We start from the raw sequence: 13,770 nt of genomic DNA, 5'->3' as shown, positions 1-13,770 counted from the left end.
ATTGGGATAAGTGGAGCAGTAACAGCCGGTATCAGTGGAAGTGTCGCCGTTAGTGGTCCAATCGAAATCACATCCAGCAGCGCCATTGGGATAAGCGGCGCAGTAACAGCCAGTATCAGCGGCGCTGTAGATATCAGTGGAAGTGTCGCCATCAGTGGGCATAGTATCGTGGATTCCGGTCCTGACTCAGCTGATGTTACCCCTAGCACCTCAGGAGAAGTTAGCGGCGCCTTTGATGTCTTAAGCTATAGCTCATGGACCCTGGCAGTTGAATACAGCGGTTCTATTGGAGCCGATGTCCATGTTATTCTGCAGAAATCTGCAGTAAGCGGCGGTGTTGCCTCCGGTGGGGACTATATCTATGATTCCAGCGGAAACTTCGCATCGCAAAACTGGCTTTTCTTAACCACAGGTGTAACACCAAGATACGCACGTCTGTATTATATCAATCCCGGTTCAGGCAGTGGTACTCTGTATCAAACCTTCCAGGCTCAAAACTAGTATTCTTAAGGCTAGTTGACAAATTCAATGAAAGCAAAAGGGGTTGACTGTTCCTCTGGTTTTCCAGCTCGAAGACCTCCAGATATGTCAACCCCCATTTGTCATTTTTAGCATCTATCAACAAGCCCTTAGCTCCCCTCTTTTGATTTTAATGGTTAGAATCTCAGGTCTTTGGTCAGCAAGTCGGCAATTTCCCAGAGCACACCCTGGCCCCCCTTTGCCGTAAGTACAAAATCAACATTCTGCTGCACCTCGGGTGAAGCATCTTTCACGGCAAAGCTTAATCCCACCTTCCTGCACAATTCCCAATCTCTTGGATTACTGCAAATGCAGGCAATTTCAGATATATTGAGCGAGTATTTTGCCAGGGTAGTGTCTACTATTTCCCTTTTGTTTGATGTTATTGTATCAATTTCTAATTTTTGTGCTGCTTGATTCAACAGCGGACTGGCTTCGGGATTTATCAGCAGGGTCTGAATACCTTTTTCTCTTAAAATGCGTATACCTGCACGGTCCTTATGGCTGAACTTTTCTGATTCTTCCCCTGCTGCAGAAATATAGACATACCCGTCGGTGAGGATACCATCACAGACCAGAAGCAAGACCTTGGTTTTGGCAGCTTTCTTGCGTACTGAATATACTTTGTTAAACTGATCCAGCTTTTGATTCAATTCCTGGTAGATGGGAATAACGGAGTAGATATCCTGTTCGCAAACATCAAGGTAACTACGGAATTCTTTTTCCATCATGTGAGCTTTTCGCAAGGGGTTTCTTTCCCTGGAAATCTCAGGAATAACCTGGAGCAGAAATTGCAATTCTACGCGGCTCATGTGAGTGATTAAGTTGGCAAAAAATAAATTTTTCCGTAAATTCTCCATACTAAGATTAAACCGGTTATAGCTTTCTTCGATATTCACCACATCACCGCTTGGAGCCAGTGAAACGATGTTATCAAGGTCCAGCCTGCATTTTTCCAGCAGCTGGGTAACCTGTGTACAGGCAGTGTTCATGCTGTTGTTTTGTTCAAACAAATAATCCAGGTCATAACTACGACTTGAAAGATGCCAGCAATCTTTTTCTACCACAGGGGAAAGCAGATATTGTCCCATGACCTCATCCAGCGGCAAAAACTTTGTTCCCTCAATATGAGCGCCCCTTTTTGTTGTGTTGATTACCTTGGCATCCTGATAATCGCGAAGGTAGTTCTCGATATGTAGTCTTATACGAATGTAAGTTTCACTGGCAGGGACCTCGTTGCCATTTACATCCTTAACCAGGGTTGCGTTTTTCAGATGCATTTGACAGGCTTCATGGGAGGGATAGGTTGACCCGTCGGTATAATTTTTACCGTCCAGATAAGCCAGATTTTGCCCCACCAGGATGATTGGGTTGAATCCCAGCTTATAAAGGAGCTGGAGGGCAATCACCGCAATGGATGGCGCGTCATTGATAAAGTCCAGGCTCTCAGACCCCTGGGGTTTTAAACAAAATCTCGCTAAGGAGTCCTGGCTGATCAACATATGCATTTTGGGGCCCGGGTATTTTTCCACAGTTTCGTGACCCACTGTACTGCCAAAAAGCAAGGGGATGGACTTGATGTCTTTTTCCAGGACTTCTCTGCACACAATCTGGTTTTCCTCGCTGGGGTCATAGGTGCAGGCTGCATGGGGATATATGCCACGTTTGACCAGAGCATTGAGGGCTGTTCCGACGGAGAAGATATAAGCCAGTCCCTTTTGCCTGATTTCTCTCAAATTTTCGATTTCCTCCTCCAGTGAAGGCCCGGAGGCCACCAAAATAGCAGGCTTATTAAAAAAGCATTTCCTTTTCCCCAGCAGGACGTTAGGACTATTTAGAACATGGGTGAAGTTTTTTACGATGTTAGTGGTCCAGAGTTTTTGAAATATCATATAGGGGCCCAGTTCCATTTTTCGCTCATTCAAATGAATTGTAAACTGGTTAAAGAATGTCTGGCTCTTTTTAGGAAATAGACTGTGGTAAGCGGGAAGGGCGATAATCAGTATTGATTTTCTAACCCGCGTTACCAGGTTTCTGCAAAACTTCTCTGGGTCATCCTGGCTGGATTCAAGATGAATGTTTTTGACGAGATGAAAAGGGAACTGCTGCAGGTCTGTATTGCAGAGAAACTGATAAAACACCTCAGGAACGGGTTCGTAGATGGAAAAAGATTTATCCGGGTATTTTTCTGCATAAGCGCTTATATGGTAGCCCAATCCTACTCCGTAAAAAAGGATGTCCGAATGTTCAGGGATGTTTTTGAACTGTTCAATAAAATTTTTCGCGTCCTGACGGGGATTTTTTCTGTCATGAACATATACCTGCCCAACCTGAAGAATGGGCGCTGCTTTTTTGTTAGTTACTACCCTAACCAGATTTTTATCCAAAGTGGTCTCAAGTTCGCAAATTTTTTGCCATGTTTCAGGAAAAGAGACCTTCAATATTTCCAGATTAGCTTGTAATGTCATGATATCCTCCTTTTATCAGTGAACAGTAGTAGAAATCAAATTCATTGTCAATATCCCATGAGCGCTCAGGAGGTATGATATAAGCCAGTGTTTCCCCGGTGGTAAAGCTCTTCATTTTAAGTAAGAAGTCCTTTTGGGCAACATAAACTGCTCCGTTTTCAAGGTAGACAGGGGGAAGGTCCTGCCTCCGCTGGATTGCCTGAGCTGTTGGAAGCAAGGGATGTAAACGGTGGCGTTCATCTATGGTATGCATCCAGTAAGGGTGTTTATCTGTTAAAGACACCGAAATGCAGGCCGGCGCCCCTTCCTGGACGCAGTAACGGATACAGCCGTCAATGTCCTCGACAGTACGCAGGGGGGAGGTTGGCTGTAGCAAGATTACGTAGTCATAATGCTCATCTAATTGATCCAAAGCGTGGATTACGGGTTCTATCCCCGGGGTATCGTCCCGGGCCAAATCAGCCGGGCGCTCGAAGGGGGCTTCACACCCCCATGTTTTTGCCGTTGTGATGACCTCTGTGTCTTCAGAGGAGAGGATCAAACGGTCCAGGTACTGAGATTTTTTTGCCTCTTCTATAGTCCAGGCGATTAATGGTTTACCGGCCAGGAGTTTAATGTTTTTGCGGGGAATGCCCTTGGAACCGCCCCGTGCCGGGATTATGCCAAGAACCTTATTGTTGTTTATCATTTAAACACCTTCGCAAAATCATTATTGGCTTTTTGATAATCATCAAAGTGCCCGATATCTATCCAGTATTCGCGAATGGGAAAAGCAGCTATCTTTTTTTCTTGTGCCAAAAGTGTTCTGAGGAGATCAGGAATATCCAAACTTGAGCCATGTGGGACATAATCAAGAACGGCAGGATTAAACACGTAGATTCCTCCACTAATAAAAAAATGGTGCTGAGGTTTTTCTTCAATTTTCAGGAGCCGGTCTTTTTTAACAGTGACTACCCCATAGGGTATCTGGTTGTTATATTCCTTAACACAGATAGTAGCTTCGGCCAGATTCTTATAGTGGAAATCCAGCAATTTTCCATAGTTCATTTTGGTCAGGATATCCCCATTCATCAAGAGCAGCGGTTCTTCCGGTTTAGCGGGCAGCAGTCCCAGGGCGCCGGCCGTGCCCAAAGACTTACCTTCCTGCAGGTATTTAATGTCTACCGCCCAATGGGAACCATCCCCAAAATGTTTTTTAATCATCTCTGCTTTATAATTCACCGAGATATAGAAATGCCTGAATCCCTGTTCGGCGAAACTTTCCAGGATTGTCTCCAGAAGCGGTTTATTGCCTATTTTCAACAAGGGTTTAGGGCAGTTTTCTGTGAGTGGTTCTAAGCGGCGTCCCAGCCCGCCGGCCATGAGCATTACCCAGTTGTCACGAGAAGGGGGGGCGAACAGTTCATCGGCAATTTCCAGCCCAACTACGTGATGGCCTTTATCGAGAACAGGGATCTGATGAAGTTTTTTACTTTTCATCAGCTGGATGGCATTTTGCCGGGATTGCTCACTGTAAACATAGCTGGGGGCCGGGTTCATGACCACACTTACAGCTTCATCCAGGCTTAGCTGTTTGAGAATTGCGCGCCTGATATCACCATCGGTGACAGTCCCCAGTAACCTGCCGTTATCATTGACCACCAGAGCGATTCGCAAACCTGACCGGTCGATTATATCTATAGCTTTTACTATAGGAGTTTTAGGGGTGATAAGAACATTTCTCCACATGTGACGTTCCCTTTTCTTACTATTTACATGATGTATTTCATAATATGTGATTATCACAGAAATAGTGCGCAGCCAGCAGGTCATTGAAACATAACCCGTATTGTCCGGGCATAACTTAATACAAGATGTGCTTTGAGGATGTAGAATTTCCGAGAGAATATGAGGATAAAATAGGAGGAGAGAAATGAAAATACTTTTAGTGGCATATGATAACGACTCTTTCATTTCCTGGTTTCCACAAGGGTTGGCGTATATTGCATCAGCATGTCTTCAGGCCGGTCATGAGGTTGAAATTTATAACCAGGACGTTTATCATTGGCCGGAATCCCATTTAACCGCTTTATTAGATAAGAAACATTATGACTTTATTGGGGTCAGTGCGTGTGGAGGATATTACCAATACCGGAAGGTGTTAAAGATATCCGAGGCTGTTAATCAAGCCAAACACCGGCCTTTTTATGTTTTGGGGGGACATTTGGCTGCACCGGAACCTGATTATTTTTTAAGAAAAACTTCAGCAGATGCTGTTGTTATTGGAGAAGGCGAGATAACTGTTGTTAACCTCTTGGAGGCGCTGGAACAAAAGAAGCCGTTGCACTCGGTAAACAGCATAGCTTTTCTGGAAAACGGGGCCTGCATCCAGACGCCCCGGCAGGATTTAATTGCCGATATAGACGGCATACCATATCCTGCTTGGGAGTTGTTCCCGATAGACCATTATGCTTTGCTCAGGGTGCCCCATATCAATAACAGCGAACGCTGGATGCCGGTCTTATCGGGAAGGGGATGTACCTTTAAGTGTAATTTTTGCTATCGCATGGACGAGGGCTTCAGGGGACGAAGCCCGGAAAGCATAGTTGAAGAAATCCAGCGTCTGAAAAAAGATTACCGGATTTCCTTTATAACCTTTTCTGACGAGCTATTGATGAGCTCAACGCATAGGACTGTTGCAATCTGTGAATGTTTTATCAAGCATAAACTTAACGTTAAGTGGGACTGCAACGGCCGGCTTAATTATGCCAAACCGGATGTACTGAAACTGATGAAAGAGGCGGGATGTGTTTTTATTAACTACGGCATCGAATCCCTGGATGAACAGGCCCTGCGCAATATGAATAAAGCCCTGACCGTAAAACAGATTACTGGCGGCATAGAAAACACCTTGGCTGCAGGAATTAGCCCAGGGTTTAATATAATCTTTGGCAATATTGGCGAAAACGCAGAGTCACTAAGGTTAGGGGTTGAATTCCTGTTAAAATACACTGATCATGCCCAGATGAGAACCATTAGACCGGTAACCCCTTATCCCGGGTCCCCGTTATACTATTACGCCATTGCGAAAGGCCTGTTAAAAGACTGTGAAGATTTTTATGAGCATAAGCATGTGAATTCCGACTTGCTGTCAGTGAATTTTACCGGTCTCAGTGATGATGAAGTTCACAGGCTCCTGTATGAAGCTAACCAAAAATTAATTACAGATTATTACCAGATGCAGATACAAAAAGCCGGGGAAACGCTGCGCAGGTTGTATCTCGAAAAAGACAGTTCTTTCAGGGGATTCCGCCAAACTTAGTTACACCTTAAATCGTAAAACTGTTTCCTGGTCAGGCCTTCCGGCTCAATTTGCTTAAGAATATCCCTGATACGGGCTGCGGCTCCTCCAGTTCCATAAGGATTTGCCAGAGACTTCAGTCCCGCTTTAAATTCAGCGGACTGGGCCCGGCGAATAGCCTGGTAAATACTTTCTTTATTATGAGGTACATTTATTACAGATTCTCCGGCAACCCGGCCTTTCTGGCGGCCTCCGATATTGACAGTGCCAATACCAAATAAAGGCGCCTCAACTATACCGCTCGAAGAATTGCCGACAACGGCATCAACATACTGCAGCAGCGACAAATAACAGGTATGTCCGAGGGACTCAAAAATATAAACATTTTCGGTTTGACTGAATTCCCGTATTTTTTCAATGATGGTCCGGCTTCCGGGGTCGGCGTTGGGCAGAGTAATAATGATTGTTGTGTCAGCCAGCATCATCAAAGCCCCCAGCAATGCCCGGATATTACTTTCCTGATTATGGGTGTTCAATGTTTCGGGATGATAGGTAACGCAAATCGTTTTTCCACTCAGAGGAGTACCTAATTTGGTCTCCACCTGTTTTTTGTGTAACAGGGGAATATCTCTTATGGCATCCACATGGATGCCACCAACGTTATAGACACGTTCCGGCATTTCACCCAGTTGAATCACCCGCTGCCTGTACGCTTCAGTTGCCGTAAAATGCACATGGGCCATTTTGGTGATGCAATGTCGGAAGGAATCATCCAATGCCCCCTCTGTCAATTCGCCGCCGTCGATATGGGCCAGGGGGTATCCGCAAACCATGGCGGCTGTTGCTGCTGCAAAGATTTCGAACCGGTCTCCCAGGACAACAACAATATCCGGTCTGAGCTCTTCAAGGGCATCAGCCATTCCCATCAGCGCCAATCCCATTGACTTGCAGGTCCCCTTTCGGGTATCGGAGGATAAAAGAATTTCCACTTTTTTGGCTATTTCAAAGCCATCTCTGATAATTTCCTGCCAGGTCAGGCCATACTCGGGAGCCAGATGGCTTCCGGTAACAATAAGCCGGTAATCAATGTCCTCATCTTCATCAAGCCTTCTGATCAGACACCGGAGCAAGCCATATTCAGAGCGCGAACCTGTGATGATACAAATTTTTCTTTTCAAAGGCATATGAAATCATCCTTTTCATAATTCCGGTCTGCAACTTGCCCAATCACCTGATCCCAATGGATAGGACTGATACCAAAGCCCGGCCTTTTCACCGTGATGTTTTCCTCACTGAAGGTTTCGCCTGTTCGAATCGGTTTTAGGGCGACGATTGACTTGCGGATAAATGGGATGTTTTTCTTTTCTCCGGGGCTGGGCGCTTTGACACCAGTTCCCAGAGCCAGTTCAATCTTTCTGATACCGGAAACCATTTTCCTGAATTCTGTCGGTTCGATACTGGCCTTGTGGTCCGGTCCCGGTAATTCCCTGTTCAGCGTAAAATGCTTCTCTATTACGCAGGCGCCCAGGGCAGCTGCTGCCAGCGCAGCTTCTATCCCTGGCGTATGGTCGGAATATCCGGTCCTGACACCAAGTTCTGCGGCAATAGTCCTGATGGCAAGCAGGTTTGCATTGGCAAAGGGAGTCGGGTACTCGGTATTGGCATGCAACACAACAACCTGCTCTTTGGGCAGGCCGCTTTCGCTAAGAACTTTTAGGGCGGCCGAAATTTCGGCAAGGTCACTCATTCCCGTCGAAAGGAGCACCGGTTTTCCAAAAGCCGCGACTTTCCGCAAAAAGGGCCAGTCTGTTAATTCCGCAGACCCGATCTTAAAAAATTCCTGCAGGGTGTTCAAAAATGCCGCGCTCTCATATTCATCTGCTGTTGAGAGAAAGGCTGTGCCACAGGCATCGCAGTATTCCTTCAGCTTAGCAAAATCAGCATAGGACAGTTCCAACCTTTTTAACATTGTAAACAGGTCTGTATCAAGGCCTGCCTGCTCAAGCTGATAGGCTGTTTTTGGCGCAGAACGGGTAATGACATTTTCTGTTTTCCAGGTTTGAAATTTAACGGCATCCGCACCGGTCTGGCAAGCTGACTCAATTAATTCCTTAGCCATAGCCAGAGAGCCGTTATGATTCACGCCTGCTTCGGCAATGATGTATACCTTACCCTGACCAAAGTGCATCTTACTATTCCCAAACATTTTCTCTGACCCTTCTGGCCGGGTTGCCATAGACGATGGAATAATCAGGGATGTCTTTGGTAACTACCGCACCATCACCTATAATACAGCAGCAGCCCACATTTTTTTTAAAACCGATGGAAGCGCCATCGGCAATCAGGGTATTATCACCAATACTTTTGCCTGCCATGCTGACATTACCGGCCAGCAATACATTGCTGCCAATAATTTGGTCATGGTTTACACTGGTAAAACTGTTGATAATGCAATGAGAACCGAGCATCACACCATTGGCAATTTTGGTATAGGCTTCAAACAAATTGCCCGTTCCGATTGTGGCATAGCGTGATACAATGGCTGCCGGATGGATTATGTTGACGGCTCTGATCTTATGATCATACTTTACCGCTAAGCGCTGCCTGGTCCGCATGTCTCCGACTCCCAGAAAGTATCCGGAGATATCGGGGTTTTCCTGTAACAATACGTCGATGTCATCATCACAGCAGATGATTTCATACCCCATTACTTTTTTGCCGGTCTCCGCCTTGTCTGCCGCGATTAAGCCAAATATTTCGATGTCTTTCATTTGGTCGATATTGTCGATGACCATGCGGGCATGTTCACCGCAGCCAATGAGGATAATCATTTCTTTTTCCATCAGTCATCACTGCCATCAAGATATTTAACAATAATGTGCCCCCACTCATCTACCCGGGCCGAGTCTGGAAGCAGGTAATCCGGGTTCCAGCGTAATCTGTCCTCAATTTGATAATTGGTTTGGATATCTAAATAACCCTGTTCGTCCTTTGCGCCGAGGGTCCCCTCATAGAGGGTTACTTTGCCAACATCTGTCATTAATGATAGCATTGGTTTGATTCTGCCGGATATCCGGCCTGATGATGTCAGTTCCTTAATCAGGGAAAGGGCTTTGGCAATACTGGGGCGGAAATGGTGGGTACCGATTAAAGGAACAGGATGAAAGAGATAATGTGCTTCTACGCCCAAATATCTGAGATGGTCATATAACTCCACCAATGCGGTGATCTTATCATTGACATTTTTTAGTAAAACGTTTTGGCTGTAAATCCGGACCCCGGATTTCTGCAGGTCTTCAATAATTTTACGGGGTTGTTCCTGTAATTCTATGGCATGGTTGATTTGAATGGCACATTCAAAGCTGACACTTTCCTGATATGACTTAAAAAAATTGAACAGCTCTTCATCAAATTTATCCGGAGATTGAACCGGCAGGCGTGTACCAATCCGGATAATTTGAATATTGGGAGCTTTTTGGACCACTTCCGAAATTAACTGCATCAGCAAATGTGGCACCATCAAGGGGTCACCGCCTGTGACCAGCAGCTCTTTCAGATACTCATCAGATGCGATATAAGCTACAATTCCTGCAATGTCGCTTCTTTTGATTCGCACCGGGTCATAGTTCGAGCGCAGGCAATAGCGGCAGTGGGCAGCACAGACCATTGTCAGGTCGATCACAAGCTGCCGTTTGTACAGCCTTTCCAGGCCGCGCGGTAATCCTCCCTTGCTGGTGAGCGCCGCTTCGTAATGCTTCAGGTTATGCTCTTGCTCCACCATGTCTTCCAGCGGCGAATAGAAATACTGGTTATATATAGCATCATATTCAGGGGATTTTTCCCCGTACTCACTCCTGATTCTGGCAAGCAGATGTTTGAGGTATTCCGACACCTTCTGTTTAAAGGCGGCTTTCTTCCCATCCGGCATTTGGTGTTATCCTCCCTTTTGCTCTGTCATCCAGTGGACGTGCCTCAGTTTTACTCCGGCCGGTAGTTGCGGCAGGACTTGATTCCGCTTTAGTGTATACACGGCTAATTCCACCTTTCCACCAGCTTGATTTTGTTTTCCCCGTATGCCAGATTTTCGACCAGGGTGATTTGCGGCGTAATAAATAATCTATCCCGGATTTCTTTTTTAAGCTTTTCAGCCAGGGTAGTATGGTCCTGTTTTCCGGCCAGCACTTGTACCCTGACGGCAATTTCATCAATGGGCTGTCGGTTAGGGACCATTACAACATAGGCTCCGGTACACTCGGGATAGGGGGACAGCAGGGAGCGGAGGGATTCCGGATAAAAATTTATTCCTTTAATAACAAGCATGTCGTCACTTCGCCCCCGGGTTAGGAAGCGAAAGCCTTCATTTCCGCAAGGGCAGTCATCTATGGCCACAATTTCAATAATATCCCCGGTACGGTATCTGACCAAAGGCTGTGCTTCTTTCACCAGGTTGGTCAGGACCATTTCACCGCAACTGCCCGCTGCCAGCGGCAGCCCTGTTCCACTTGCCGGGTCAATTATCTCCACATGTAAAAAAGGCAAAGCCGTAAAATGAAGCCCATCCCGGCGGCTGCATTCGGCGCCGAGGATACTGAGAACCTCTGAAACTCCATAGTTGGCATTGATTGCCTGCATTTGCCATTCAGCCTCTATTTTGTTACGGAAACCTGCATCCTGCATGCCGGCCTCCCCGCCAAAAAAGCCTTTTTTCAGTCCGAGGCGTTCCGGCGGCAAACTATATTTCTCATGCAGGACCTTGCGAATTGCAGCAAGATAGGAAGGCGTGGAGTGAAGACACGGGCTGTCGATTTCCAAAAGCAGATCGATGAGATTTTCTGTTTTTCCGACGCCGTAGGGTACAACAGCAGCTCCGGTTGCTTCCATGCTCTGGTGGTCCATAAAGCCGCCCATCCACATGCAATAATTCATGCAATTGAAAACTATGTCATTGTCATCCATTCCGGCAGTTCGAAAGGCCCGGCTGCCGGCAAGGATAACCTGTTCCACATCATGAGCTGTCAGTACCAAGGTCAGCGGCCGTGTGGTGGTTCCGGAGGTTCTGTGCAAGCGGGCAATTTTATTACGGTCCACGCAGACATTGGTGCCAAAAGGCGGATTCTGTAATTGATCGTCTAGTAACACTCGTTTGGTAGTAAATGGGATATCAGTGAAATGATCAATGGTAAGTCCCTTATATAAACTGCGGTAAAAAGAACTTTTTTCCGCCTGCTGCCGTACTAATTCCAGGAGTAACTTTTCTTGTTTCAACTTACCCACATCCTTAAAGCTATTTCACTCAGCGAGAAATGCACTGCTCGGAAGATTAATGAGTCTTTTTTCCAGACTCTCAGCACAGGCAAGATCCATTCTTGGGCAATCCTGATACATGATCAGTTTGTGCATCAGGGTCCAGGGGGGGCGGGTCATAATACCCTGCCGGTTAGTTAATTCAAGTAATTTTTCGCGTTTACCGGAGTAACCTTCATCAAGAAGAAGTATATTGAGCCAGTAATTGCTGTGCGCAAAATCCGCCTCTTTGAATATCCGGACCCCTTCAATTCCGGCAAAGGCTTCCTGATATCGTAAAGCCAGAGCTCTTTTCTGCCTGATAAACTCCGGTAACCTTTCGAGCTGAGCGCAGCCCAGGGCTGCATTGATATTGGGCATCCTATAGTTATATCCCACCATATCATGATGGAACGCCCAGGGATGGGGCAGTTTAGCCTGTGTGGTCAGATGCCGGGCCAAAACGGCCAGAGAAGAGTCATTAGTTAAAACAGCCCCGCCACCACCGGTAGTAATGACCTTGTTGCCATTAAAGCTGAGCACGGAAAGCCGTCCCCAGCTTCCGGTGTGCTTTCCCTTGTATAATGAACCTAGAGATTCTGCCGCATCTTCTACCAGCGCCAGGCCAAATCTCCGGCAGACGTCTAATAAGGGGTCCATATCCACCGGGTGTCCAAAGGTGTGCATGGGCACCACCGCTTTGAGGCGGCGACCGCTTTTCCTGTTGAAACAGCCGACAGTCCGCAGTTCAGTGATATCTTTTAGATAGTTGCCCAGTTTGAGAGGGTCCAAACCCAGGGTTTTTTCCTCACTGTCTGCAAAATGAGGCACTGCGCCGCAATAGATGACAGCATTGGCGGTGGCGACAAAGGTCAACGCCGGCATTAAGACCTCGTCACCGGCTCTGACTCCGGCTAGCTGCAAACAGGTATGTAGCGCTGCTGTACCATTTACAACTGCTATAACGTGTTTGATTCCAGTGTATTCTGCAATTTGTTTTTCAAAGAGGGAGACATATTTTCCAGCTGAAGAAACCCAGCCGCTGTCCAGGCACTTTTTGACATAATCCCATTCATTCCCGGTAAACAGCGGTTCGTGCAGGGCAATTGATTTTTGTATCGAAGGTAAAACCCTTTGCAAAGTATTGATGATTGTATTTAAATCAAGTTCCTTTTTCATAAGTTATAAACTTCCGGCCGGTATTTTTTAAGATTCCCGCTTTGACTAAACCACTTTATCGTTTCCGCCAAGCCACGCTTTAAACCCTCATATCCGGCATATTCGGGTTTCCAGCCCAGGAGCTTTTCCGCCCTGGTATTGTCTGCCCATAAGCGCTCCACCTCGCTTTTTTCCGGGCGCAGCCGTTCCTCCTCAGTCTGGATCTCTATCCTGACCTGCATTACTTCGGCGATAAGTTCAACCAATTCTCCAATAGAGATCTCGTAATTGCTGCCTATATTAATTACTTTTCCGACAGTAGCAGCTGCTTCGGCTACAGAGATAAAGCCCTTTACAGTATCTTTTATATAATTAAAATCCCGGGTGGGGTGAGTGGAGCCCAGCTTAATTTTGTGCTGCCCGCCGGCGATCTGAGTTATTACAGTAGGGATAACTGCCCGGGCCGATTGGCGGGGGCCATAAGTATTAAAGGGACGGATGATGGCAACTGGGGTATCGAAAGAATTATAAAAGGCCATGGCCATTTGATCAGCGGCAATCTTGGTGGCTGCATAGGGTGACTGTCCTTGTAGGGGGTGGTCCTCATTTATAGGGGTAAACCGGGCGGTACCATATACTTCACTGGTGGATGTGTGGACGACTTTTGCCACTTCCAGCTTGCGGGCGGCCTGCAGAATGTTTAAAGTTCCTTTAATATTAGTGTCTATATAAGTGTCTGGAGAATGATAGGAATAGGGGATAGCAACCAAAGCTGCCAGGTGCAGGACTATGTCACATCCTTTCACAGCTTCGTAAACCCCGTGCGGGTCACGGATATCGCCGGAAAATATCTCCAGATTATCCTGGAGGGACTTGGGCGCTTCATCCAGCCATCCCCAGGAATTAAATGAATTGTATAGAACGAAAGCGCGCACGTTGCAGCCCGATCTCAGCAGTTCTTCCGTTAAATGTGAACCGATAAAGCCGTCAGCTCCGGTAACCAGGATTTTTTTGTTGCGCAGGTTCATTCCCTTATCCTCCTCAGGAAAAACACTTTTGTAA

General features: G+C 46.5%; 12 protein-coding genes. 2 read left to right on the top strand and 10 right to left on the bottom strand.

The window, feature by feature from the left end; translation table 11 throughout:
* On the top strand, positions 1-501 hold a 501-nt coding region (locus tag Ga0451573_RS16975), incomplete at its 5' end, for a hypothetical protein (protein ID WP_231685351.1).
* A gap of 155 nt (positions 502-656) precedes the next feature.
* Here the strand turns inward: Ga0451573_RS16975 and Ga0451573_RS16970 are convergent.
* The 3 genes from Ga0451573_RS16970 to Ga0451573_RS16960 are packed head-to-tail and all read right to left on the bottom strand — an operon-like array spanning position 657 to position 4,715.
* Positions 657-2,987, bottom strand: coding sequence for a 6-hydroxymethylpterin diphosphokinase MptE-like protein (locus Ga0451573_RS16970; RefSeq protein WP_231685350.1), 2,331 nt, complete (start codon positions 2,985-2,987; stop codon positions 657-659).
* Positions 2,971-3,675 (bottom strand): acylneuraminate cytidylyltransferase family protein, encoded by a 705-nt coding sequence (locus Ga0451573_RS16965; RefSeq protein ID WP_231685349.1) that lies wholly within the window; start codon positions 3,673-3,675, stop codon positions 2,971-2,973. The genes Ga0451573_RS16970 and Ga0451573_RS16965 overlap by 17 nt, the downstream gene beginning before the upstream one ends.
* The gene (locus Ga0451573_RS16960) at positions 3,672-4,715 is read right to left on the bottom strand and encodes a nucleotidyltransferase family protein (protein ID WP_231685348.1); all 1,044 of its coding nucleotides are present in this window, start codon (positions 4,713-4,715) and stop codon (positions 3,672-3,674) included. The genes Ga0451573_RS16965 and Ga0451573_RS16960 overlap by 4 nt, the downstream gene beginning before the upstream one ends.
* A 184-nt stretch (positions 4,716-4,899) precedes the next feature.
* Between Ga0451573_RS16960 and Ga0451573_RS16955 the strand changes: the two genes are divergently transcribed.
* Positions 4,900-6,288, top strand: a complete 1,389-nt coding sequence (locus Ga0451573_RS16955) for a B12-binding domain-containing radical SAM protein (protein WP_231685347.1) — start codon at positions 4,900-4,902, stop codon at positions 6,286-6,288.
* Here the strand turns inward: Ga0451573_RS16955 and neuC are convergent.
* From neuC to Ga0451573_RS16920, 7 genes are all read right to left on the bottom strand, one after another.
* Positions 6,285-7,451, bottom strand: coding sequence for a UDP-N-acetylglucosamine 2-epimerase (neuC, locus tag Ga0451573_RS16950; protein WP_231685346.1), 1,167 nt, complete (start codon positions 7,449-7,451; stop codon positions 6,285-6,287). The genes Ga0451573_RS16955 and neuC overlap by 4 nt on opposite strands.
* A complete protein-coding gene (gene neuB / locus Ga0451573_RS16945; RefSeq protein ID WP_231685345.1) occupies positions 7,442-8,473 on the bottom strand; it encodes an N-acetylneuraminate synthase in 1,032 nt (343 codons plus the stop codon). The genes neuC and neuB overlap by 10 nt, the downstream gene beginning before the upstream one ends.
* On the bottom strand, positions 8,460-9,110 hold the full coding sequence (locus tag Ga0451573_RS16940; protein ID WP_231685344.1) for a PglD-related sugar-binding protein: 651 nt from the start codon (positions 9,108-9,110) through the stop codon (positions 8,460-8,462). Before Ga0451573_RS16940 ends, neuB begins: the two co-directional genes overlap by 14 nt.
* Positions 9,110-10,195 (bottom strand): radical SAM protein, encoded by a 1,086-nt coding sequence (locus Ga0451573_RS16935; RefSeq protein ID WP_231685343.1) that lies wholly within the window; start codon positions 10,193-10,195, stop codon positions 9,110-9,112. Before Ga0451573_RS16935 ends, Ga0451573_RS16940 begins: the two co-directional genes overlap by 1 nt.
* 104 nt (positions 10,196-10,299) lie before the next feature.
* Positions 10,300-11,532, bottom strand: coding sequence for a phenylacetate--CoA ligase family protein (locus Ga0451573_RS16930; protein WP_231685342.1), 1,233 nt, complete (start codon positions 11,530-11,532; stop codon positions 10,300-10,302).
* A 24-nt stretch (positions 11,533-11,556) separates the two neighbouring features.
* On the bottom strand, positions 11,557-12,729 hold the full coding sequence (locus Ga0451573_RS16925; protein ID WP_231685341.1) for a LegC family aminotransferase: 1,173 nt from the start codon (positions 12,727-12,729) through the stop codon (positions 11,557-11,559).
* Positions 12,726-13,736 carry an NAD-dependent 4,6-dehydratase LegB gene (locus Ga0451573_RS16920; RefSeq protein ID WP_231685340.1) on the bottom strand — a complete coding sequence of 337 codons (1,011 nt, stop codon included), beginning with the start codon at positions 13,734-13,736 and terminating at the stop codon, positions 12,726-12,728. Before Ga0451573_RS16920 ends, Ga0451573_RS16925 begins: the two co-directional genes overlap by 4 nt.
* Between the last annotated feature and the right edge of the window lie 34 nt (positions 13,737-13,770).

This window comes from Phosphitispora fastidiosa, from assembly GCF_019008365.1.
Classification (GTDB): Bacteria; Bacillota; Thermincolia; order Thermincolales; family UBA2595; genus Phosphitispora; species Phosphitispora fastidiosa.
The sequence above is the reverse complement of the archived record's forward strand: the minus strand, read 5'-3'. Positions and strand labels throughout refer to the sequence as shown.

Coding starts and splice junctions, on each gene's coding strand:
- Ga0451573_RS16970 (WP_231685350.1), bottom strand. CDS start 2,987: ATGACATTACAAGCTAATCTGGAAATATTGAAGGTCTCTTTTCCTGAA.
- Ga0451573_RS16965 (WP_231685349.1), bottom strand. CDS start 3,675: ATGATAAACAACAATAAGGTTCTTGGCATAATCCCGGCACGGGGCGGT.
- Ga0451573_RS16960 (WP_231685348.1), bottom strand. CDS start 4,715: ATGTGGAGAAATGTTCTTATCACCCCTAAAACTCCTATAGTAAAAGCT.
- Ga0451573_RS16955 (WP_231685347.1), top strand. CDS start 4,900: ATGAAAATACTTTTAGTGGCATATGATAACGACTCTTTCATTTCCTGG.
- neuC (WP_231685346.1), bottom strand. CDS start 7,451: ATGCCTTTGAAAAGAAAAATTTGTATCATCACAGGTTCGCGCTCTGAA.
- neuB (WP_231685345.1), bottom strand. CDS start 8,473: ATGTTTGGGAATAGTAAGATGCACTTTGGTCAGGGTAAGGTATACATC.
- Ga0451573_RS16940 (WP_231685344.1), bottom strand. CDS start 9,110: ATGGAAAAAGAAATGATTATCCTCATTGGCTGCGGTGAACATGCCCGC.
- Ga0451573_RS16935 (WP_231685343.1), bottom strand. CDS start 10,195: ATGCCGGATGGGAAGAAAGCCGCCTTTAAACAGAAGGTGTCGGAATAC.
- Ga0451573_RS16925 (WP_231685341.1), bottom strand. CDS start 12,729: ATGAAAAAGGAACTTGATTTAAATACAATCATCAATACTTTGCAAAGG.
- Ga0451573_RS16920 (WP_231685340.1), bottom strand. CDS start 13,736: ATGAACCTGCGCAACAAAAAAATCCTGGTTACCGGAGCTGACGGCTTT.